Origin of the sequence: Candidatus Williamhamiltonella defendens (genome assembly GCF_900699045.1) — a bacterium.
Classification (GTDB): Bacteria; Pseudomonadota; Gammaproteobacteria; order Enterobacterales; family Enterobacteriaceae; genus Hamiltonella; species Hamiltonella defensa_A.
Genome location: NZ_CAADHL010000004.1, coordinates 50708 through 73216 on the forward strand (window position 1 = coordinate 50708; position 22509 = coordinate 73216).

22 protein-coding genes and 2 pseudogenes are annotated in these 22509 nt (G+C 41.3%); 20 read left to right on the forward strand and 4 right to left on the reverse strand.

The window, feature by feature from the left end; genetic code table 11:
- Positions 1–65: 65 nt before the first annotated feature.
- The 15 genes and pseudogenes from CICURV3402_RS05355 to CICURV3402_RS05420 all read left to right on the forward strand — a co-directional run bounded on the left by CICURV3402_RS05355 (position 66) and on the right by CICURV3402_RS05420 (position 10332).
- Entirely contained in the window at positions 66–392 is a 327-nt protein-coding gene (locus CICURV3402_RS05355) for a hypothetical protein (protein ID WP_187306975.1), read from the forward strand.
- A gap of 886 nt (positions 393–1278) precedes the next feature.
- On the forward strand, positions 1279–1449 hold the full coding sequence (locus CICURV3402_RS05360; protein WP_187306976.1) for a hypothetical protein: 171 nt from the start codon (positions 1279–1281) through the stop codon (positions 1447–1449).
- Positions 1450–2640: 1191 nt separating this feature from the next.
- Entirely contained in the window at positions 2641–2784 is a 144-nt protein-coding gene (locus CICURV3402_RS05370; protein ID WP_187306977.1) for a hypothetical protein, read from the forward strand.
- A 334-nt stretch (positions 2785–3118) separates the two neighbouring features.
- The gene (locus CICURV3402_RS05375) at positions 3119–3526 is read left to right on the forward strand and encodes a P-loop NTPase family protein (RefSeq protein WP_158380154.1); all 408 of its coding nucleotides are present in this window, start codon (positions 3119–3121) and stop codon (positions 3524–3526) included.
- Positions 3527–3535: 9 nt separating this feature from the next.
- Positions 3536–3670, forward strand: coding sequence for an ATPase, T2SS/T4P/T4SS family (locus CICURV3402_RS05380; RefSeq protein ID WP_158380155.1), 135 nt, complete (start codon positions 3536–3538; stop codon positions 3668–3670).
- 201 nt (positions 3671–3871) lie between these two features.
- Complete coding sequence (locus tag CICURV3402_RS05385) at positions 3872–4066, forward strand: hypothetical protein (protein ID WP_158380156.1); 195 nt, start codon at positions 3872–3874, stop codon at positions 4064–4066.
- Positions 4067–4641: 575 nt separating this feature from the next.
- Complete coding sequence (locus CICURV3402_RS06890; protein WP_235667689.1) at positions 4642–5097, forward strand: type II secretion system F family protein; 456 nt, start codon at positions 4642–4644, stop codon at positions 5095–5097.
- Positions 5094–5285 (forward strand): hypothetical protein, encoded by a 192-nt coding sequence (locus tag CICURV3402_RS06895; protein ID WP_235667690.1) that lies wholly within the window; start codon positions 5094–5096, stop codon positions 5283–5285. The genes CICURV3402_RS06890 and CICURV3402_RS06895 overlap by 4 nt, the downstream gene beginning before the upstream one ends.
- A gap of 22 nt (positions 5286–5307) precedes the next feature.
- Positions 5308–5526 carry a hypothetical protein gene (locus CICURV3402_RS06900; protein ID WP_235667691.1) on the forward strand — a complete coding sequence of 73 codons (219 nt, stop codon included), beginning with the start codon at positions 5308–5310 and terminating at the stop codon, positions 5524–5526.
- 28 nt (positions 5527–5554) lie between these two features.
- Positions 5555–5716, forward strand: coding sequence for a hypothetical protein (locus CICURV3402_RS06905; RefSeq protein ID WP_235667692.1), 162 nt, complete (start codon positions 5555–5557; stop codon positions 5714–5716).
- 404 nt (positions 5717–6120) lie between these two features.
- Positions 6121–6303: a transglycosylase SLT domain-containing protein gene (locus CICURV3402_RS06910; protein WP_235667693.1), complete on the forward strand. Its 183-nt coding sequence runs from the start codon at positions 6121–6123 to the stop codon at positions 6301–6303.
- Between the two features lie 270 nt (positions 6304–6573).
- A complete protein-coding gene (locus tag CICURV3402_RS05405) occupies positions 6574–6858 on the forward strand; it encodes a prepilin peptidase (protein ID WP_158380157.1) in 285 nt (94 codons plus the stop codon).
- A gap of 386 nt (positions 6859–7244) precedes the next feature.
- Positions 7245–7496, forward strand: a pseudogene (locus CICURV3402_RS05410) (hypothetical protein); the annotation flags it as partial.
- Between the two features lie 127 nt (positions 7497–7623).
- Entirely contained in the window at positions 7624–7998 is a 375-nt protein-coding gene (locus CICURV3402_RS05415; protein WP_187306978.1) for a hypothetical protein, read from the forward strand.
- 239 nt (positions 7999–8237) lie between these two features.
- Positions 8238–10332, forward strand: a pseudogene (locus tag CICURV3402_RS05420) (type IA DNA topoisomerase).
- Between the two features lie 380 nt (positions 10333–10712).
- On the opposite strand, the gene CICURV3402_RS05425 reads toward CICURV3402_RS05420, so the two are convergent.
- Together CICURV3402_RS05425 and parM are read right to left on the reverse strand one after the other, a co-directional pair.
- Positions 10713–11051, reverse strand: coding sequence for a plasmid partitioning/stability family protein (locus tag CICURV3402_RS05425; RefSeq protein ID WP_158380159.1), 339 nt, complete (start codon positions 11049–11051; stop codon positions 10713–10715).
- A 6-nt stretch (positions 11052–11057) separates the two neighbouring features.
- A complete protein-coding gene (gene parM / locus CICURV3402_RS05430) occupies positions 11058–12020 on the reverse strand; it encodes a plasmid segregation protein ParM domain-containing protein (protein ID WP_158380160.1) in 963 nt (320 codons plus the stop codon).
- Between the two features lie 1317 nt (positions 12021–13337).
- Between parM and CICURV3402_RS07250 the strand changes: the two genes are divergently transcribed.
- From CICURV3402_RS07250 to CICURV3402_RS07260, 3 genes are all read left to right on the forward strand, one after another.
- Positions 13338–13466 (forward strand): hypothetical protein, encoded by a 129-nt coding sequence (locus CICURV3402_RS07250; RefSeq protein WP_268904316.1) that lies wholly within the window; start codon positions 13338–13340, stop codon positions 13464–13466.
- Positions 13467–13570: 104 nt separating this feature from the next.
- Positions 13571–13741, forward strand: coding sequence for a replication initiator protein A (locus CICURV3402_RS07255; protein ID WP_268904317.1), 171 nt, complete (start codon positions 13571–13573; stop codon positions 13739–13741).
- Positions 13732–14067, forward strand: a complete 336-nt coding sequence (locus tag CICURV3402_RS07260) for a replication initiator protein A (protein WP_268904318.1) — start codon at positions 13732–13734, stop codon at positions 14065–14067. The genes CICURV3402_RS07255 and CICURV3402_RS07260 overlap by 10 nt, the downstream gene beginning before the upstream one ends.
- Before the next feature lie 882 nt (positions 14068–14949).
- On the opposite strand, the gene CICURV3402_RS05440 is transcribed toward CICURV3402_RS07260, so the two are convergent.
- On the reverse strand, positions 14950–15129 hold the full coding sequence (locus tag CICURV3402_RS05440; protein ID WP_187306979.1) for a hypothetical protein: 180 nt from the start codon (positions 15127–15129) through the stop codon (positions 14950–14952).
- A gap of 1573 nt (positions 15130–16702) precedes the next feature.
- Between CICURV3402_RS05440 and CICURV3402_RS07725 the strand changes: the two genes are divergently transcribed.
- Positions 16703–16882, forward strand: a complete 180-nt coding sequence (locus CICURV3402_RS07725) for a hypothetical protein (RefSeq protein ID WP_222837053.1) — start codon at positions 16703–16705, stop codon at positions 16880–16882.
- Between the two features lie 1535 nt (positions 16883–18417).
- Here CICURV3402_RS07725 and CICURV3402_RS05450 read toward each other — a convergent pair.
- The gene (locus CICURV3402_RS05450) at positions 18418–21168 is read right to left on the reverse strand and encodes an autotransporter outer membrane beta-barrel domain-containing protein (RefSeq protein WP_158380161.1); all 2751 of its coding nucleotides are present in this window, start codon (positions 21166–21168) and stop codon (positions 18418–18420) included.
- 882 nt (positions 21169–22050) lie between these two features.
- Here CICURV3402_RS05450 and CICURV3402_RS07840 point away from each other — a divergent pair.
- Positions 22051–22131: a hypothetical protein gene (locus tag CICURV3402_RS07840; protein ID WP_487249582.1), complete on the forward strand. Its 81-nt coding sequence runs from the start codon at positions 22051–22053 to the stop codon at positions 22129–22131.
- Positions 22132–22509: the final 378 nt, after the last annotated feature.

Here is a 22509-nt window from a genome sequence, read left to right on the forward strand (position 1 = left end):
CAGCTTTAGTGTCGTAGGTAACTCCAGTAATCGTGACACCATAATTACGATCACTACAGAAAAAAGTGAACCGCCTTTTTCTTCCAGCTTGCTGGGAAAATACTCTGTGCACGCATCATCAATGGATACACTGCGTCCTAATTCATGAAAGTAAGAAAATATTACTTGCATTCTCTCATCTCATTCCTTTAAAAGTTCAAAAACCTAAGGATGCCCCATGCGATCTATTTTTTTCTGCGGCGCCTTTACTGGTGGCGGTGAAATCAATGCTGACACCGTGGTTGGGACGCCTGTTCCTATCTGTCGGGAATCTGACCGTCACCAACGTGCCACGAGTTCTGAATACAGTTAAGCGTTTTGTTGACGAGCGACACCAAACATTAAATCTATAGGTGGTGCTCAATATTGGAATGCTGAGCGTTGAGGCACGGCAAAAAGACCAGTTAGAGCTCAACAGTCGCTGGGGTTTGTCACTGAGTCAGGCTTTTGGTGGTGTGTCATAGAATATCATACAGGGAGGCTTTTTTGTCGTCTATGCTTGACTAGCGGGGTCAAAATTCTTTCTTGAAGCTCTGGCAGAGCAGGCCAAGGTAAGAGTGATGACCCAACAATCTATTACCACCACCAATCTTTCTCCAGTCGCCATGCAGGTGACTGAACAGGAGGATTATGTGGCATAAGTAACGACACAATCAACAGCGAATATCGGCAACGCTACTTCGATTCAACCCGCTACGATTACCACCGGTTTTTATATCAATCTGCTGCCGAATATCCTACCGGACGGACAGCACCTGTTGCTTCAATTCGCGATTAATCTTTCTGACCAGCCACCTAATATACCTTTACTGCCAAGGAAAGCGCGGTCGAGTTACTCAATACGCAACTGAACACCTTCACCTGGGGCGCGTCAAAATGAAAACCGGTCAGACACTATGTTAGCCGCCCTTCAGGAGGATAGCTGCAAATGGAGTAAGCAGGGCGTTGCTCAACTGGAGTTCTTTGGGTTAGGTGTCGGTCATCAGGTAGAAAACGGTGATCGGAGTCTTACTCCTCATTACCCCCGTTCTGTCTCAGGAGGGATATTGATGACGACAATACCTGAGTTGACCGCTACATCGATGGTGCGGGCGGGGCAGAAGAGTTTTTCTTGCCGGAATAGACTAGCTTGCCGTAACGTTGCGGGCAGGGAAGGAAGAAAGTGAAAATCGAAGCGCGAGGGCAAGGGGCTGACCGCGTGGTTAGTTACCGCTATCGAGATCGACAGAAAAATATGCAGTGTGGGGATGGGTCTGGTCAACTGGTCAGCGTTGGCGTCGCCTAAAGGCTGCAGGACAGTTACGCCCTGGCACCCTGCTCATCGCCCCCAACTCACAGGAAGTGGGCCGCTTACGCCATTATCTCCATAGACAAGACGCATTGGGTTGCGCACCATTGACGGGGTGCTGATTAACGATGTGGTGGGCGGAAAGGCCGAAATCGTGCAGACACAAAAAACTTTTTCCAGTTTACCGTTTGATTCGGACGGTTTGCTATCATGGACTGCCTGTCCAGGCCAGTGACTGCTTTCAGGCGACCTCACGCCATCGGCGATTGTTAGGTCTGTTCACTCTATCAGTCCTCATTTTGGCAGGTTACTTCGGCTAGCAGAGGGTAGGGTTGACGCATGAGGAAGCGTTACGTCAAGCGGCCATACGGGCGGAATGGCTAAAACAGCAACAGACGCAGACGTCCCCGCTCTGCGCCCGCCGTGAAATGACACACCGCGATTGAACCCGTTTATCAGCGCCTGTACCGAACGCTGGTAAAAAATCCCGCCTATCGCTGGCAGGCCTAGCGGTTTAAAGAAGTGCAGTGCGCACAGGAAGGCCACACTACGACTGGCGTACAGCAAACACCCGTTGGGGCCAGCGTTGGCGACTTCGCCGACCGGGTAAAGCAGAGTTACGCTTGGAAAACGACGCCGTCTTTCAATTTCCTTAGTCAGGGCGATACCGGCGGGTTTAGTCAACCCGTGACTTTCATCGCCTCAAAGGATAGACGCACCTTGCTGTAGGCCGATAGACAGATACAGCGATTCACCACCTTTGTGCAACGGATGCGAAGGCCGATTCACCTGCAGGCAGACGACAACCGTTAGCTCAGTGCTTAGGGGGAAGAGCGGATTTTGCCGTGGCATAGTTTTAGTTTTTCACTCTAAATCGCTACCCCTCTGTTGTTTGATGAACTGGATGATCTGGGTTACACCTCCACGTCATCAAGATCACGCTCACTCAGGGGCGATTACGTTACCTGATAGAAGGAAAATTACATGCACAATCATAAATGTGCTCTGTTTATTGCCTCGTGGCTAAGCATAGCCACCTATGCTGAAAACCCCCGTTATTGTTGTTGCCTCCTGATGGAAGAGGACAACATCCCGCAACGCATTGAGAGCAGATAGAGGCCGAAACCGTCCTGCTGGAAGCGAAAGCGACCTGCGCCCGGATTCAGGCACGAACTGGAAGACAGTAGTATAGATCCAATTGACTGCTCAATAACCGGGAAATCTTAATATTACAGCGCGATAGCGGATTACCCCGTCAGTGGAGGAAATTTACATCATGGGTCAGCAGCTGATGGCGTGTCTAGTGATTTCCGATGGCCAATCCCCTTCCGCAGCCAGATGCTGATATCGCCCGTTTTGTGCTGGTAACACAGGCCGAGGACGGCATGATTGATATTATTATTGCGGATAATTACCGCAAAAAATTCAAGGTTCAACATTTTGTCAGCAGGGTATAGAAAGCATTTCCTGTGTGTACCCGCTGGGTCAGCCTGTCGCTGGATGAAATCGCCCACGTCTCCCTCCTGCCATCGGGTGATACCCCGTCACACAGCGTTAACCAGCAGCGTGCATCAAGCCACTTCTGCAAGGCCATTGTGCTATCAGCGTCTGACGTGCATTTTACCGTTGGGCGTGATGGATGGGAGGTGTGCCATATTGAGGCGCGTGTTCACGGTGAACTGTGCTGTCTGGACTGCATCGACAAGGACGAATAGATGGCGCTAGCGTACACAATTATTCTGTCGATGTGTTGATGTCACAGGAAAATAGTTTTACCCTATTTTCATCAGGATGGCAGCCGTTGCTGAACGGCTTTTAAAGCCACTAGGGATATTTGGCGCACGTTATGCGCATATGCCTGCCGTCGGGGATCTGTATGTGTTGATGCGCCTGATTAAGGAGGACGGCGAAGACGTCCCAGATTTTGAATCATTTGGCTTTTTGCCTGATCAAATTAGGGTGCTGAAACGTCTGTTGCACCGTCTAGAGGGCATGATTATTTTATCCGGGCACCTCCGGGAAATCCAGTACGCTCGACACCGCCTCCGCCGCCTATCTTGCGCTATGGGGCTATATCAACAGGTACTGGTACGACGACTGTTAACCATTGAATATCCACCCGAAGGCCGTATTGATGGCGAAATCCAGTCCAAGATTATCTCGGACAAGAAAAACACCAAAGAAATCAAACGCGCATAGCTGCGGTCGATGGCCTATGCCTTGCGATGTGATCCGGATGTGATTTTAAACGGTGAAATACGTGATTTGGAATCCGCCTTCACCGCATTGAAAGCGGCCATGACCTGGCATCTTGACGACACTGCACCGCCAATGATGGCCTGAATATCCTTTAGCGACTGTAAATAGAAGGGGTATCCGCCCTGCTACTGGCCGATCCGCAGTTGTTGATTGGGGCTGATAAGTCAACGCTTTGTTCAGCGCTTATGCCCGCCCTACAAAGTCTCTTATCAGCGGGTAGACGGGTAGCTTGAGATAGACGATCTCAATCTGATTGAATACCACTTTCATTCTGAAAAGGTGTTTATGCGCCATGTTGAAGTCAGCGCACACTGTTATCACGGGATTAATGGGCGGATTGTAGTGGCCGAAGTGATTACTCCGGATGCCCCATTTTTGAACTGTACCGGACAAAAAGTAAATCGGTCGCGCAAACCTACTGGCATTGTAAAATGGGTGGTATTACGCGTAATCAGTACCTTTTTCACTACATCCATGTAGGAGCAGTTGACACACTGGCCGACCATTTGATTTGTCCGCTTGATAAAGACAGTTATACGTTGTTGTCTTGAGACAGTGAAATAGACCACTCAACCTGAGAAAAAAATCATGTGGTCATCATTAAATTCGCTGATTATGACCGTCAAACCTCGAATTACTTGCATCGTGAGAGGGATTTATCAGAAAACCTTTTCAGCCAAAGACCGCATTGCCTTCTACGACATGCTGGCCTTTTGCTGGATCATAAGAAATCTAAGAACAAATCGTTTACAGCACGCCTTTATCGATATGCGTAACGTGGTCACCGATTTTTGCCGTAAATATCATCCTTTGTAGGTGTGCTGTTGACTGATTGTCTCTGTCTGCACTGGATGAGGGGCAATGCGCTTTTGAGAAGGTATTGCTCGAGTGGGTGCCGGTTCAGGAATCCACTTGGATTAGGTATGCTATCCGGAAAGCATCTTAGATGCCCTTCGCCTTGTCGGCCAGATTGTTGAAGGCAGGACAACCATGGTCTCCGCCATGTTCGGCGCACTCGCCACCCCGGCTTGCTAATGGGTATCGTAGTGCTGATGATGCATATGGTGTGTGAGAATGTTATAGCTAAGCTAGCCAGACTGGTATCGCGTGAGAAACAGGAGGGCGCATTAAGCCTGTTAACTAGTATTTCGGAGTTTATGGTTCACTTTGCATGGTTACTGCTGTTCGGGTTACTGGCACTAAGCGTATTTATCGTCTGGTCAATGTGGCATTGGACAAGGCGAAAAATCGCCGACAGTATGCTGCCGTGGTCCGTGTGTTGCGTCGTACAGGGCGTTTACTTTTTGCTAAACATCGCCGCGTTGCTACGGGTCAATATCCCAGTGATGCAGGCGGTCCATATGCTCGGCGAAACCACTAGTCCATGGCTGGAAATGCGCATCAATGAAACTATACATTATATGCGACATGGCGAACATATGGGGCTGGCCTTAAAAAGTACAGATGACCACTTTCCTTCACGGGATTGTGTCAATCAGATGATGCTGTGAACCTGGGCACGGGTGCAGAAAATAGCCTTGAGCAGTATGCCGACCAATGGTTGTCTATCACCATTCAACAGGTCAGTAAAACATCACGTTATTTAACCAGACTCTGCTGCTTATTGGTGTTCGGTTACATATTGCTGTTGTTATTGGCTAGCAGAGATTTGAGTACCCTGGTCAATCAAATGAAGTAAAAATGAAAAATAATTCAATGGCATGTTATCAGCACACCCAAGAGGACAGTATGAAAAACAAGTCAACACTATATCTGGGATTTTAAGTCTTAAAATGATGGGCGTGCTGGCGATTATTACTGTTGCGATTGTCCTAGCAGTGGGGGCAGTGTCGAGTCTGTTTAATAAAAGCACGTTCAATGATGAAATTGAGAACGTACAGGCATTAGTGACACAATCACAAAGCATGTTAAAAACATAGGGAATATCCCTTCAGCAATGGCGCAAAAATGACGGTCACCCTAGTGCAGTTTGGCGGTGTGCACAGCAACATGACCATTAACGGTGAGAAATCAAAGGGAGAGGCAAAAATCACCAACGGCTGTGGCGGTGAGGTGATGATTGCGACAGAAAAGGTGTATGGCTCTGTTAATAACACGGGTTACCTATAAAAATGTGCTGCAGGAAGCTTGTAGCGTGATTATAACCAAACTCAGTGGCAGTGCATGATACAATTTCTATCAGTCATAACGTGGGAAGAGTTACCGCAGAAAAAGCCGGGGCGTAATGCAAACCCGATAACGGCTTTGTCAGCGCGAATAGCCTCATCTTTAAATCTAATCATTAATCCATTCTTTATTTCATGTTTAATGCCGTTTGATGCAGAAAGTGCATGGGTGGCTTTTTCTGCATTTCAGGAGCAGATGTCGTGATAATGATGACGTTCTAGGTTGCCATAAGCATGATCACGGCGGTACAGGAATTTTATTTTATAAAGGGAGGGTTTTATATACCAGATTGACCCAAACTGCTTACAGCCATTGCACAGAAGGAAAGTCGCCTGTCTGCGAAAGCGGTGAATGGGTGTGTATTGAGCGTGGATTACGGGCTGATGCAGGTGAATTCCACGCATATCCACAGACTACAGAAAATGGGGGTGATCCGCCATCATGAGGATTTGCTTAATCAGTCCTACCTTAACGTTAAGATCGGCGCTTGGATACTGGTGAAACGTCTTCGTGAATGTGGCGTGAACTAGGACTGTCTGGGATCATAGAACGCGTGCTTCCACTCCTTGAATAACAAGAAACTGTCTGCACTATGCTCAATAGATTTATGCACACTACAGGCCGGTGGTCAGCGGTGACAGGAGAAAACTGTGAGCGTGGTGAGTCTCGTGTGGCTGGGACTCTGCGCCGTTCTCATGCAAAGCAGTGTGGTCATTGTCGCCAGGCATTGTCTTTATGTTCATCACGAGCGCCCCTATTAGCTATCGGTAGAAGGCTGATAGTCACTGCTGGCCTTTGGTATGACCGGAGCCGTCTGTCGTTTTCTATTGTCCACGGAGAGCAGATTACCCGCCCTGCTCACCGTGTTAAGTATATTTGGTGTGCTATGGGCACTACGAACCCTCTCTTATCGTCGTGATGATCGCACACAGTTTGGTGTGGGAGACGTATACCTGATAGCAGGTTTTGGCATGTGGTTTTCCTTCCCTGCTGTTGTCTGGGTTATCAGTGTTTCCGCCGTTTCAGGGGGGGTTGCTAGCAAGAAGAGCACGTCATCTGTTTCAGTGGCAAGAAAACGTCAATGATCGTTCTGCACCATTTGCTCCCTTTTTATGTGGCGTGGCAGCGATTGCATATGTCAAACAGACAGGAACTTATGTTGAGGTCACATATTCAAAAAATCATCGAGCAAAAAGCCAGAAATCCATCGTGGATTTATCTCGCTGGAAATCATGGGTGTGTTGGTGGTTGTAGTAATAGCGGCATTGTTTGGTGCAGAGAAACCCAGTGACTATCTACATGAGCAGCAGTGTATGGTTGCCGCCCGTCATGCCAGCTAGTTTCATGAAGCATCAAAGCAGTATATTGCTGACCATCGCTATAAATTACTCAATTAACCGCGACCCTATCATATTACGCCGTTGTTACTGATTAAAAACGGGTATCTGCAACAGGGGTTTTCAGAGAAAAATGGCTTGGTCAACAGTACGTAACATGGGTGGTGCAAAATAGCATCAAAACCCAACCCGCGCTACAGGTCAGCGCCTGTAGCGTACATGGTGCCCATTTTTTAGAAAAAGGCATGCGCCGAATTGCCACTCAGATTAACGATATGGGGTATATCGATGAGAAAAATATCGCCATCGGCGCTTATGGGGTTGAACAAGCGATCCCTGTGATTTTGGCCTGCCGCCACAGGCATATTACCATGCGTTATCGTTAGAAATTCTGGGTAGCGTGTTGCAGGAAAGCGATCGGCTGTATCGATTTCAGGTTAAGCACAGGCTTGAACTGAACCGGATACATACCCCATATAGATATGTAGTAAAGATATCAATCATTCAGGCAGGATGAATACCTCAGGTAATATCACGACCACAGGCATCGTGCGGGGCGGCACGGTTCAGCTCAATAAGATATCGGTTGTCGGCAAGGTCTGTCAGCATGGGCATGGGCAGTGCGCAGGGGGAGGTCAACTGTCACGCGCAGGCAAGAATGAAGTATCGGTAAAGTCCACAGGCGCTTTTTATTTTGTACTGGTCTCCATTTCATCCAGATTTTTTGCGGTCGACGGTTCACACACAGCCATGGCGAACCTTACCCTATTGCTCAATGTCAGAGTGATGGAACACATCATGAACGGATTAAATGTCACGAAAACTGGAGGGGTGGCCACTACTGGGGCTACAAAACTATGGGCGTCGTACAAAACAATATCGCTTTAAAATATCCCATGGCGATTACCGCCGCGTGGCACTGAGCTCAGCCCATTACCACATGAGCAGTGATATCAGAATCGATCTGTCGCATTAACCTCCCACTCTATACTCTTCTTTCATTGAAATCACCTTGGAAGGATATCATGCTGAATCTCAATAGCGTTGTAGTGATGGTTTTTATCGTTGCAGTGTCGGAAATACCCTAAAATACATTGATTTTAAAATACCTTATAAGGAAAAAAAACATGAACTTACATATAGTAGAAAAACCTTCTGTGGCGCATGATATTGCCAAAGCATTGGGGTCTTATTTCCAGAAAAAACAGCTATTTTAAGTCAGCTGATCACATCGTGATATGATGCTACGGGCATCTACTGAAATGGATTGAGCCGGAAGTCTATCATCCGGCTTACGCACAGTGGAAAGCCGAGAATTTGGCGTTGTAGCTTGACCCGTTACGCTATAAGCCGATTGCCGGAAAGGAAGCGCATACCCAAGCCGTTATCAATCTGATTCAGCGGGATGATATGATGGTCCACGCAGGTGATATGGACAACGAAGGGCAACTGCTAGTTAAGGAGTTGCTGGAATATACCGACAACTGCAAGCCGGTTAAGCGTCCGCTGATGAACGATCACACAGATGCTGCCGTTAAAAATGCCCTTTCCCAACTCAAAGACAATCAACAGTTCAATGGCATTTACCGCAAAGCCCTGGCACGGGCATGCTGTCAATTTGATTTATGGCATAAGCATGACCCGTGCCTATGCCATCAAGGGACGAAAAATGGCTATCGGGGCGTCTTGTCCGTTTAGCGGGTACAAACGCCGATCCGTGGCTTGATAGTGTTCCGCTATCTTATCCATCAGTCGTACCCATCAAGTTTTTACTATCAGCTGACATGTGATTTTGCGGTGAGCAGTCAGCAATTCTTCGCTAACTGGAAGGTCAGTGACAATGCGCCGAAGAATAACAAAAATCGCCTTACCAGAAACAGTTATGTCAATGCACTCGCGCGATGCGATATACGTTTGCACGGGAAAAAAGCCGATATAAAGTCGGATGGTGTGTAGGAGAAGGCCAGCGCCCCGTCCCTTCCGTTCAATCTGGTGAGATTGCAGTAGACGATAAACTGCCAGTACAAAATGACAGCGGCGCGAACGCTGGAAATTACCTAGCAGCTACGCGAAAAACACAAAACCATCACCTATCATTGCTCTGATTGCTCCTATCAGTCAGATGAGCAGTTAAGAAGCGCCTCAAGTGCTTGAAGCCCAGCAAAGCATAGGCGATTTTAACGGACTTGCCCTTGATCAGATCCGTAAAAGCAAGGCGTTTGACAGTGGAAAGGTAACGTCGCATACCGCGATTACCCCCCCACCGCTAAAGTAGCGGCATTAAACGCCATGAATGAGTATGAACGGCGGGTTTATTTGGCTATCGTATAACATTATCCGGTTTAGTTAATGCACAACAAGCGTTATCTGGCAGCCTTGGTTGTCGTTGAGGTTGACGGAGAGACCTTTAGCGCACAGGCAAGAAAAATGATGGATGCCAGGTTTAGTGCCTTTCTCAAAGGTGAAGAGTTAGATGCTAGTAATGAAGATATACCTGGCAGCACGTTCGATGCACTACAGGCATTACGTCCCGTGGAAACCAGATTTTGTGAAACAGTGACCGTGAACGAAAAGAAAACCACGCTACCGCCGCTATTTACCGAGGCAACGCTACTGGCAGCACTGGTGTGGGTAGCCGATTTTATTTAAGATTTCCGTATTAAGCAATTTCTGAAAGAAAAGGATAAAGATAAAAAATATGAGCACAGGGGCATCGATATACACGCAAGACGTCCAGACATGCTGGAAAAACTCAAAGCCCGGCAATTTATCACAGAAGAAAAAGGGAAGGTTATCCCCACTGAAACTGGCGTAGCCTTTTCCGTGTCTTGCCGGATTTAGCAACACTTCCCGATATAACCGCGCTCTGGTCAGCACAACAAAGCGAAATCGAATAGGGTGATAAAACCGCTGATTAAATTTGTTAGAGAATTGCGCCAACAGGTCAATATAATCAGTGCAGGGGATATTAAAGGCGAAGCAAAACCCAATAAGGGACAGGTAGAAAGATTAACCGCCCCTGCCCACACTGTGCCAAAGATATTGTGGTTCACCCTAAACTGTTTGCCTGTATAGGTTGAAACCCTGATTGAACAAGGTAAAACCTCTAAAATTAAAGTATTGATTAGAAAAAAGACGGATAAGCCTTTCTCGGTAATGCTGGTTTTACAAGATAAAACCAGTGGAAAAGTTGGGTTTGAATTTAACTACAACGGTAAATAATGAACATTAAATAGCGTAACCTGTTAAATGAAGATGAAACTGAAATCTATTGTAATCTTAACCGTTTAATTCCAGAAGGTGTTGTTATTTTTGTTAAAAAACCGTCAGTATTTTTAATACCTATCGCTGATTATGGAGCAGAACTATTTTACTATGACTTCATGGAAGTCAATAATGTGACAGCATCTTTTGTATTGTTTGATGTAAAGAATAAAAAAGTATGTAAGGTAATGACATTACACAATTAATCTAAAAAACAGACAACACTTGAATTAAGAAAGATTATTGAAATCTGCCAAATCCATTTGATAAAAGTTGGCAGTATTGCCGAATTGTATACCTGTGAACTGTTTTGAAAATAGCAGTAAAATTAAAATGATTTAATCATCTCCGAATACTGATTTACTGTTATTTTTTGTAATATCTTTAGTTGATAAAGGTTTTTTATCTATGTTTAATTCGCTATGAATTTGCTTATCTATTCTGGTTTCATGTGAAAAGGATTTTATCAGTTTGGATATATCAGATGCTTCAATTCCTTTTTCTGTAATCATAGCGCAAATAATGTTAGGAAGTCGCGGATCTATTGATGTTAATGCAAGTCCTGCAACTAACAGTGATTTAGAAGATAAGTTATTTTTTGTATCAAGGATTTCTATTGCAAACTTATCAATGATATTCGTAGGTGTTAATGCAATAGATAGTCTTTTCTGTTTCATCTGTATTTACCCCATAGTGAAAAGGCCATTGACCAAATCAAATTGTGGATGAGAGGACACGAAAAAACGGTCGTGACGAACATTGCAGAAATCTTTTATTGCTTGACTGATAAGCTCAGATCCACCTCCAATGACCATAACATGGCTATATCCTTTAAACTGCCTTATCGAATTGATTATACGCTCATTAAGACGACGATTTGCGCTTTCAATGGTTTCTTTTACTCTCTGTATTTTTGCTGGAATATTTATATTTTTATCGAAAAAATCATGGTTTTTTCGGTTGATAATGAAAAGATCTGCCATATGGTTTGATGCATATGTTTTTGCTTCTATGAGTGCATTCTTAGCTTCTTCAGTTATCAATGAAACCCCCGTATGCGGATCGCCATAGATATTGATGACATCTGTCATTTGTCCAGATATTTGTGAAATATCAAGTGTAGTTCCCCCTATGTCAACGATAAGCAATGATTGGTTTATATCCATTTCAGACAGGATTTCAAATCCAGCCGGTATTGATTCCGGCCTGACAGTAATTGAATTGAGCTTAAACATTTGTGTTTCTTTGCTATTACTGACTCTCCGCATTAAGCCAGATTTTTTTCTTTGAACATTTTCTTTATTTACCTGTTTGTTTGTGTCGTAGTACTCTGATAAGGGTAAGGTCACGACAATATCTATTGTTTTTGGTTCTATTCCTGTTTTCAACAGAGCGTGATGAATAGCGATTGTATTAGCGGCGCTGTATTGCCACTCAATGTTATTTGTATTCAATGCTGTTGAATCATGGCGATCAAAAGAATACTTTTCTCCATCGATATCATAGTTAACTATATTACTGTTGCCAAAATCTGCTTTCCAGCCCCGTTTAAACGTAGTGGGCACAGCAATTTTTTTTTCGACACCTTCCTCCCCATCCCATTTTACTTTGATGCTAGTTGACCCGTCATCTACATAAATTTTCATAAAAAACCTATAAAATATTATTTTAAACTAAAAACATAAATTTTATGAAATTTAGCACTAAAAACTAAGCTAGTAAACATAAAAATATGTTTATTTGCTCTTTTGATTACTATAATTATGTAAATTTATGCTATTGTATGTTTTATCATAATTATAATTATTTTCTATCTTCTTCAAGCTAAATTTGCATGAACAGCATTAAAATAGCTTATACCTATACATCCTCCAAAAAACCAGTGTAGTGGCGGGCCAGAACGATAAATGTGTACTTGTGTAGCTAACGCCTATCTGCTGTCGTGTGTTTATATTGGTGATTTTAGCTTTCTGTTACTAGATGGTTTCCCTTGTTTCAGGATAAGTAAAGAAATGTCTGTCAACGAAACACGTTAACTATGTGGAATGTGAAGAAGAAAAAGACGAAAGGTAATTGATAATCCTCGCCGTCTTGAAAAATATCTTTATCTGAAAATCTTACTTTGCTTAACCGTCAAAAACCCTCTTAAAACGTCTTCTATCTATCGGTGTAAGAGATCTCTTTTTATGCCAAACATTATTACATAAGAGTGTTATTTTATGCTCCTTAAAATGGTTTTATGCGGTTTTAGAGGTATTTGGTTTAAATACGTCTAACGTCTAAGAATTGTAAAAAAATTTTTTTAACTTTAACCAAGAGCGCTCGCCTCAGTCTTTGGCTGAGGCGTACCGAAGGAGATTTTCTCTGAGGAACGCACAGCAAAAACCAGGAAGCGGCAGATCCTATTTTGTCGAGGGAAGCACGGTCACTCTTTATCTAATATTTGGCAATCAGATTTTTTGGTATTCGAATTTATTCCTGTTTAACTGATGTGTTAACAACTGAAGTTATCCACAATATTTAAGGTGGAAAACGTGGTTAAAAGATCAGTTATGTATAGTTAAAAGAAGTTAAAGAGATTTTTTTAGCTGTAGGTATATGAAATATCATAAGTGTTGCGACATGTTGGTTTTTAAATCACAGTTAGTTCTTGGTATTATTCACAGTATGAAAGAATATGTTTGTTTATTTGAGCTCATTTTTGTTAATTTGGTTTTTAAATTACAGTATATTGCAATTTTTAGCATTTTTAAAATCAAAGAAACGCGCTAATCAAGTGCTGCTGAAACCTAACTGGTTCTTACCAACAACCCTAGTAGAAGATAGGGTGAAGGCTATGGCAGATCACATACAATTAATCAGAGAGTAAGCAACTTGAGAATGTTATGTCCCCGCAAAGATGAGTTAGAATTTTTATTGCTGATGAGGTCTAGCTTTTAAGTTTCAGGGATGAGATGGTAAGCATGGAACGCCATTTTTTTGCCTTAAAAGGCGGAGATATCAAGGTTAGAAAATACAAAAATGGGAATGTAACCGTTATTGTTAAGGATATGGCTGATGGATTAGACACTGTTTTTGATAAAGATGTCTGAATTTATATTATATCAAAACTATAGGAATCGATTAATAATCATCAAGAAATAAGTAGAATAATTTGTTTTACGCCTTATGATTTTTTGTAACCACGAATAGAACAATTAGTGATAGAACTTATCAAGAATTAGAAAGAGCTTTAGATAGGTTAAAGGGAACAACAATTAAGACCCATGTTTTTATTCAGAAGAAACGTAGGAAAGTATTGGCTTTAGTCTTATTGATAGTTGGCAAATTCTTGATGAAAAGAAAGGAAAGCTTGATATTGGTATGATTGAGATAACGTTGCCTGATTGGCTATATCAGGCATTGCATAAAAAGAAAATGCTGAAAATCAGTCAAGACCATTTCCGTATCCGAAAAGCAATAGACAGGCGACTTTATGAGATCGCGCGTAAGCATTTTGATCATCAGAGAGAGTTTACGATAGCCATTGAAAAACTGCATTTAAAAACGGGCAGCACCGTCTTGTTGAAAATGTTCCGGCATAATATTGAACGATTGGCTAAAACGAATGACTTTCCTGATTACGGCCTTCGTTATGATGTCAAAGCGGATATAGTGATTTTTAATAACCGTAATCTCATACCGGAGAAATAATAAAAAGAGCAGCAACGTGAAAGCGGTAAAAAAAGAAATTTATAAGTTAAAAAATTTACTATCCGCAAAGGGAGGTGGAAAATGAAAAATAATATTTATCAGTTTCCAGAAGGTTTAGAACGTCAAGTGTTCAAAAATCTATCAATGCGGTAAAGCGTAAGAGAAAATCAAGAAAGGTATGTCAAATTTTAATAATCAGCCTCCGCTGGTTGTGGTTTGCTTTGCATATATCACCATTGCCAATATGTTGCATATCGCTATGGTCGCATTCTTTGATTTTTATATTCGTTCAATGGATTTATTGTTGTGATGGGTGGATTAGATTTCATTATAATGTATCATAATATTGATAAGTATTTTACATTATCGGATAACTATACCATGCCTTTTTTTATGTGGCTTTGTGTGATGGATTGTGCAGGCGAGTTGATAATGTCAATGTGTCACTCAACAATGCCTTGTCATCGACTCTTTTTGGTTTTGGTTAGAGAAGAAGAGAATAGCGACGCTCACTATTAATATGCCCATGTTGAAAATATTTAAGAACGGACTCATGACTTTTTTATGGTTAAAATACTAATACTCTTTATTTATGATCAAGGCTATCTGTGCTCTAAAATCGGGGCCGTGTATAACATGACTGAGAAGGAGGCCATCAATCTTTCTGTGACGCGCTAAAATATTCCAGGCGTCGGTATGACCTTAGTTAAGCGATTCGCCGTTGACAAAATAGCAATTGCCGATATGTAAAATACATAACACAATTAAACGGTTCAATCGACTGCCCTTTTTCAATAGGGTTTGAACTTGTGAAACGGAGTATACCGTAGCTGAAGGTGATTTCGGTAACTTATAGGAGGTTTTAGACATCTCTTGAAAAAACTAGTTTTCCATATGTTCTCTCTTCTGAAGTAAAAATTGGCTCATCATGTCTTGTAGGGCCACGATTTCTTGTGGCAGAATTTCGGTTGGGTCGTCATGTAAGAGTAAATTTGGCGATGCAGCATACTCAATGCCTCGATCGCTTTCAGATAAAAGCGATTCAGTCCAGTTTCTTATCATACTTAAAAGAGATCTTTCAGCGTCTCTTTTTCACTTTAAAACTGTTTGAATATTGCATCATGCGGCGTATGGCTAAATTTTTTACTTTCTCATTATTATACTTAATCAATTTCAGGTGAGGCCTGATCTTATCACAAAATAGCCAGGTAGACTTATTCGAAGCATCCCTGTTCAATGCCCAGCTCAAATTAAAAAAAGAAGCATGCATTTAATAAAATTTTAATAAAAAATCATAAATAAATATTTTTTACTCTTTTTTTCTATAGTTAAAAAAGTCACCACTCAGGCACTGCCTTAATGAAAAATATCATATCTCTGCCTATTTAAATGCATAACCTATTTAATACACCGAGTAATAAAAATATCAACCCTGCTATTCAACGCTTGCCAAATAAAAAATCGATACCTATTGGAATAGGGTAAAAAATTGAAGAGGGATTTTTGGAATCAAACCCTAATCGCTGAAAAAGATTTAGACGTTAACCCATTCCAATGAGGCATCTGATACTGCATCCACTTTTAAAAAAGTGACCGCTTTTTATGAACGGAAGAAGATGGTCTATCTTTCTTATCAGGATAAATTTCAGGTAGTAATTACACAAAAAAGAAAACGGAACTGATACATTTTCTTTTTCCATTGAAGGCATGATAGATACATGTACTTGATTCTACGGATAAGTTGGGAAAAAGATGGCTTCTATCAAAAAAGCTAAATTGAATCGTAATGAATTAAAATATGATGGCATAAATGTTAAATCAGCACGCATCGGCAATCAGCCCAATTTAGCTCAATAATAAATATATTACATACAGATAAATTGTTTTGATTTACTATGTGGCGTATCCGCTCATTCGTACGAAAATTCATTCTAACATGCTTATTTTTATTATTTTTAGGGATTCATTTAAAAAATGCAACCAATAAAATTGGATTAATTTTCTTATAGTTGTTCATTTCATGAATCCATCAAATTAGGCGTGAAAATTATTCATAGAGATATTAGTAAGGAGGGCTTACTCGATATTATTGGTAGTAACGGACAAATAATATTCAGGGTGAAGTACAAATGAAGCTGGATTTATATGATAACAATATTTTAAAAGCTGCATGGAAAGCCCGTGGTCAAGTCTCAGGGTTTGCGTCTAATAGAAGAAGAGAATATCGTTATTTTGAAGGTGAATGAGATAAAAAGCTAGATATGTTGTACTGATGGGGTAGTGTCTAATATTGATGTCAATGTTTCTGCTGTGGCAGTATTTTCAATTTATCGCTGTATCACTTTCATAGATCAGTCGCAGAAAAATATTTTTACAACCTGTAATGGCTCATGTTACCGCAGGTTATGTAGTATATGGTTACTTCACTATATTGATTTATAGTGTAAAAAAATGATTTATTTATCCAGTGGATATTTATATTTAATCAACGCAGGAAACTCGATTCAGTTTCCATGATGGGTAAAAATATATTCAATATTGTCAAGAAGAGGATGCTAACACAACAATGGCGCTGCTCATTATATAGGCCCTTTAATGGCCGATTTTCATCGTAATTTATTGAAAGGGGAATTTAATTTACCCAAATATAGCTTTTTATCCTGAGGGTAAATTAAAATTATTTTATAAATATAACCCCATGGCCTTTTTAGCAGAGCATGTCGTAGGCAAAGCCAGTAATGGAAGCGATAGAATTTTAGAGATCACGATAAAGACGCTTCATCAAATGTCTCCTTTTTTTGTCGGTATAGAATAAATGGTAAAAGATTCAGAACGATTTGTGAAGATGTATCTGAATCAATAGCAGTATATTAGGAGCGTTGTTTTGTGCCGAGAAAAGTTTTTGATATATGCACGAGAACTTGCGCGTCAGGAACAGGAAAATAAGGCTTTCTTATAGAATATGCAATCAATTCACTGGGTTGGGATTGTATGTTTAAAAGATAAAGAATTATCTTGAATTTTTCAAGTGAGCTCACTCAATACGTAAGAGAACAACACATTAGCACGGATTCTCGTGCTAATGAGCGGTAGGATTTCATAATCAAAATACTTTATGTATATGTAATGTATTGATTTTTTATCTAAATTTGGCTGATTACCAATGCGTTCTGGTTTAACATTTATGCCATCATATTTTACTGCATTGTGATTTAATTTTGCTATCTTTGATAGAAGAAATATTATTTCTAATCTATCTACAGACGCAAGTACATTTATCTATAATACCTTTGCTCTTTTGGTATTGAAGTATGAGATCTCATATTAAAAATGACTTTTTAAGTGAAACGATGGAAATGGAATTTAAAATTCAACATTTAATTAATAATGAGGGTTGCTACAGAGTGGTGAGAGAATTGATATAGACATCAGGCATAGCCTGTCTGGATTGTGAGGCAAAACATATCATGTAAGCCGAGGTCGTGACGACACGGCTTTGAGCTGCTAGCGCTATGAATGTCAATCGTTCGGGAAGTGATTTGATCTAAACCGTATTTTCCGGACATCCACAACAGCTAAAAGCATGGGTAATATTTTTTATTTTCTAGGTATGAATTGATCGACTTGACATGATCGTGCCGGAATTAAATTTGAACAAGAACGATGCGCAGAGGATGGCTGAAATTTTGAGATCGGGTGTGGTAGAAGCCGGCAGTTCGCCTTATCCTATCCGGCATCGTTGAACGTGATGAAGTTGGAGCATAAAAACCAACTTCTTATTGTAAAAACAGCGTCTTACCGGAGACGAAATCGATTAAAAGGTGCCCGTTTTGGGAGCCGCGGAAAAAGCCACCGGTATTTGGTATGATTGAACACAGTAGTCATGTCGTGATCAAAACTTCTAAAAAACGTGGAAAAAATATAATTTAACCGCTGATGAAGTCTATGATTATAGACGGTACACTGATTGATACCGATGAATATCGTATCTATTCCCGGCTCGAAAAATGGTGGTATTAACATAAAAGTGTTTTCCATGGTCATAGAGAATATGCGTGAGATGATGACAGTAATAGATTTGATGAGATATATCTCAATACAATTGAAGGCGGTTTTTTGGTCACTTTTACACTTTCTCTTGTCTCATGATCCGATCGAAATATCTCACAAAAAACCCACCGCTTTATATTAGATTTTTTGAGTTCGTTCTCATAATTTCAAAAAACGGGGGGGAAATACTATTTTCCTCACCTCACCCTGATTGTGCACCCTGCGATTCCTAATCGGATATGAGATTTATTCTGAAACCAAACCACTCATTATTTGAGTGGCAAGGAGTTTAGTTGATGGTTAAAATTTCCAGCTCATCCCTAGTGAGGAACTCCAGGGGGATTTGATATGCTTTCCTTGTTTATATCCCGCCGACGCACTGACATTGAATGTTTCACTCATATTGGAGGATAAACCAAAAGAATACACCCCTGTGATGCCACTTAAGTCGTTCTCAAATGCATCATGGTGATTAATCCAAACCCGGGTTTTTTTTATGAACTCTCGCTCAGAACCGATATCTATCCAAGGGGTCACTGAAATATCTTTTACTCTTGTCTGATAGACGGCCCGTAAACCGACTTTTCCAAGCACTGAACGCTGGGCGGAAATATCTCCCTTCATTCCGTTTGAAAGTAACAGGCCAGAACGGGTTGTTCTTAATCCACCTATACTGAGGTATGGGGTGAATGTTATCTCTCTTGCGACCATATCTTTCCCTCCTTGAATACTTGCCCCCAACGCTAATGTGCTGAAATCCCCGAATGCATCTCCTCCACCGGTCATTCTTCCATGAATCTCCTGCGAGAACCGGTTTGCTTTCAGAATGCCATCAAGCCAGAAACCTGAGTCATGACAATAAGCTGAATACGCCCCCGCCGACCAGGAACTCACCTTCCCATCCCCTAGTGCTTTTCCCCTGAAATTCAGTTTTGCATCACTATAGGTGAAGAACAAACCCTGTGTTGTGTAAGCACTGTGCCCCATGCGCATGGTGCGGTCTGACCCTATAGACATCCCATTTAATTTCAACCCGTAACCTTCTCCTTCTTTTTGAAGGATGTTATGGCGTTCATTCATGATTTTGATCCATACAGCAGACTCAGTTTTTGCCTGACTTGTAGATGACATTCTTTCCTGAATCTGGGCCATTTCACTGTGATAAATTAACGGGTCCACTGTGGATATCGACAAAACTGCTGCTGTTGAAGGGGTGATGGACGGAATATCAGGTACGTGATTTGTGCGAGATACATTTGTTGTCGGAGAAAGTAACTGATAAGGGGCGACTTTTTTCTCCCCTTCTTTTTTAACAGACGGCGTCACAGGAACTTCTGGTTTTAGCGTATGTGACTTTGTTTCAGATATCAGTTTTGAGGCTGATACGGTTTCCGTCACTGACGGTGGTACAGGAGCTTCTGACCCCGGCTGCGGTTTTTCGGAAGGTTGAGGTGGACGAGATATCAATGACCAGCCTCGTTTGTGGTGATCTGGCACCAGATGATACTGGTACGTTCCTACGTCTACCACATGTCCTGGATTACCAAGGGTAAAATTAGCATCACCGCCCCCCGTCTGAATGATTTTTAGTTTGTCTTCTGGTTTGGGGCTTTTACCGCTGTCAGTCACCATCACGCTAAAATGGCCATGGGCCTCTCCTCTGATTTGCAGTAAATCTCCCTTGTGTTCTGCTATGTCGGTATGCATCCAGAAAGTTCCTTTTCCATTCAGCGACTCTAAAAAAAGTATGGAATGATTTTTCTGGAATCCATCACTGATGGAATAGTTAAAATAAATACATCCATTATTCATGGATACCTTTCGGAATCTTGATATCTTTCCTGGATCTAAATCATTGTCCAAATTAATACGGCCGGAGATATTCAGATTGACTTCACGTGTGTTCAAATCACCGTTATTGATAATATTGAGTTGCCCATGCTCGCCGATGATTACATCACCTTTAAGTGTTGCTTCTAGATGCCCAAATCCTAAAATTAGTTGACCATTACCTATATTAGCTCCGTTAACTGTCCCTTTACGGATGTAGGCAGTACCTTCATTGTTGAGTGTCAGATGATTGGATTGAGCTATCATCGAGTGAGCATCTCCAAGTGTATATGTTCCGCTATTAACAATAGTATCAATATCCGTGCCGTTTTCATTGAATATCCTGCCGCCGCCATTCACAACAGTCTCTTCGGCCAGTCCCCCGTCTTTGATATGCATACTTCCGCCTGTCATATACGTTCTCTTTGAAACACCCCCTTCTCCTACCAGAAGGTCCCCTTCTCCTACCTTAATGCCCCCTTTCATGGTTGTATTATTGGCTTCTGAGTGAGTAACACTAAGTAATCCCCCTTCAATCGTGCTTTCTTTTATTGTCCCTGCGGACAATAGAAGCTTTCCTGATTTTCCTATATATGCATGCGAAAAATGTGGATTGTCTCTTTTTTGTGAGGGAACACTCACATCACCGTTAATTTTCAGGTTATTTATTCGCGCTTTCCCCATAAATATCCCTTTGGCACCATGAGTGATTTCCCCTCCCTCGACTATTACGCCATCATCATTACCAGAGATATCAAACTGCCCGTTATTATAAACTTTGATGTTTTCTACAGTTCCGGATTGAGCATTAAAAACACCGCCTTTATAGATTTTACCGTCCTTGAATATGCCGTGATTTTTTAATGTTGCTCTACCCTCATCTTTTATTACGGTATTCTCTACGTTTCCACCAAAGATGTCCTGATTCCCCTGATTTTCTATAGTGATATTGTTTGCATATCCTCCAATGAATATATCTTGCTGAGCCAAGTGTGGTGGAGAAAAATGTTTTGCGTCACCCCTCAGTATCGTATCCCTTACCCTGCCGAACACTCTCTGATGAGACTGATTCAAGCCATCCAGGTCCTTTGGTGCCACAATTTCGCCAGATATCGTGGATTCTTCAGTTACTGTTTCTGTAAAAAAAGCCGTTGTGTTTCCAGTGAATATTACTATGAGAATGTGAACTATTTTTGTTAAGATAGTTTTTATCTTTTTCATTGGTTTTGTTTCCTTTAGACAGTAATAAAAGTAAATGAAGCGACTGGCGTGTAGTGCTGCAACACTCCACGCACCTGCCTGGTTGCGTTTTTTCTGAACACGAATCAACAATGTTGATAACCATTACAAAGGGATCTCCTCTTTCTATGTTTTTACGACGGGGTGTTCTTTCCTTCACCTGATTTTACGGAGAAAAAAATTACTAGGGTGACTGTTTTCCGAATCAGTCCCCACAAAAAACTTGTTATTATTTTAGTTTTTTCTATATAGAAGCCGTAAAAAGTGTTAAATCTAGCTGTTCTGAAGTGAGCGTTAGTTTCTTGATCAAGACCCTATTTTGTAGTGGGAAGGTCTGAATACGTCGGCACTAATCTATTATTTGCCTTCTCTGAAATGTCAAAAAGATGCTAAATAAATTAATACTAAACTAAATATCTATGTTTTATAGATTTAATGATGTTACATATTTTTAAATTACATTTCATTATTTTATTTTTCTAATTCTCATGAGAACTCACCCCCTGTTAAACTGATGTATGGGTTAATGAACGGCTCTTCTCTGTGTGTTCTTGTGAGTCACCGGCCTCTCTGATCAATAAAATGACAGTGTTATCTTATAATGAGTATACAGATAATCAAGTCTCATCACGATTATGAACTATCTGATTAAAAAGGGGAATGCGAAAAACTAGATGCAGTTTATCACTGAAATAGCGAAACAATCAGAAAAAGATTAGTAGGCACTGATGATAATGGTTCAAGCATTAAGAAAAGAAGGGATTCAAGAGGGCATGAAAAGGAAAATTGGAATGCATGCAAGAAGGTATTTAAAATGGGGGAAACAGGCTGCTATGAAGATAGCCAACAGCTTATGGGAGCGGTATGGCGAGACAATCTGTGAGGGAATTAACCGGTCTAACGGAGACTGAGATGAAAAGTTTATTTCAAGATTCCCCTATCTGAATGTTTTTTATTGTAGTGTATATTGATGGTGAGTATTTTTATTTATCCTTTTTCAGATAGAAGGGATTTTAGTGTGCTTTTTTTAAAGTTAAAGAGGCTTACATGCTTACCTGATTACCTGATTACCTGATTATCATTGACTGTCATAAGCCTTGGATCAATAAGGGTGACACAATGAAACTAGTAGCATTAAAAAACCAGAGATAATTCTCACTGACAAATCCTGATTTATGAAAAACCCAGTTTTATTGGACTCGCAACGAAAAATAATCAATAACTTAAATACATTCTTATCAATTTATATTAACTGTACCCGGCTATATTTTAACCAATCTTTTCCTGTATACTCCTTGTTGCTACATTTGTACCTGTGAACTA

Coding starts and splice junctions, on each gene's coding strand:
- CICURV3402_RS05450 (WP_158380161.1), bottom strand. CDS start 21,168: ATGAAAAAGATAAAAACTATCTTAACAAAAATAGTTCACATTCTCATA.
- CICURV3402_RS05405 (WP_158380157.1), top strand. CDS start 6,574: ATGACCGGAGCCGTCTGTCGTTTTCTATTGTCCACGGAGAGCAGATTA.
- CICURV3402_RS05425 (WP_158380159.1), bottom strand. CDS start 11,051: ATGAAACAGAAAAGACTATCTATTGCATTAACACCTACGAATATCATT.
- CICURV3402_RS07250 (WP_268904316.1), top strand. CDS start 13,338: ATGGAACGCCATTTTTTTGCCTTAAAAGGCGGAGATATCAAGGTTAGA.
- CICURV3402_RS06905 (WP_235667692.1), top strand. CDS start 5,555: ATGACGGTCACCCTAGTGCAGTTTGGCGGTGTGCACAGCAACATGACC.
- CICURV3402_RS05385 (WP_158380156.1), top strand. CDS start 3,872: ATGCGCCATGTTGAAGTCAGCGCACACTGTTATCACGGGATTAATGGG.
- CICURV3402_RS06890 (WP_235667689.1), top strand. CDS start 4,642: ATGCATATGGTGTGTGAGAATGTTATAGCTAAGCTAGCCAGACTGGTA.
- CICURV3402_RS07840 (WP_487249582.1), top strand. CDS start 22,051: ATGGCGAGACAATCTGTGAGGGAATTAACCGGTCTAACGGAGACTGAG.
- CICURV3402_RS05370 (WP_187306977.1), top strand. CDS start 2,641: ATGGCCAATCCCCTTCCGCAGCCAGATGCTGATATCGCCCGTTTTGTG.
- CICURV3402_RS05375 (WP_158380154.1), top strand. CDS start 3,119: ATGGCAGCCGTTGCTGAACGGCTTTTAAAGCCACTAGGGATATTTGGC.
- parM (WP_158380160.1), bottom strand. CDS start 12,020: ATGAAAATTTATGTAGATGACGGGTCAACTAGCATCAAAGTAAAATGG.
- CICURV3402_RS05440 (WP_187306979.1), bottom strand. CDS start 15,129: ATGATAAGAAACTGGACTGAATCGCTTTTATCTGAAAGCGATCGAGGC.
- CICURV3402_RS05415 (WP_187306978.1), top strand. CDS start 7,624: ATGAATACCTCAGGTAATATCACGACCACAGGCATCGTGCGGGGCGGC.
- CICURV3402_RS06900 (WP_235667691.1), top strand. CDS start 5,308: ATGTTATCAGCACACCCAAGAGGACAGTATGAAAAACAAGTCAACACT.
- CICURV3402_RS05380 (WP_158380155.1), top strand. CDS start 3,536: ATGGCCTATGCCTTGCGATGTGATCCGGATGTGATTTTAAACGGTGAA.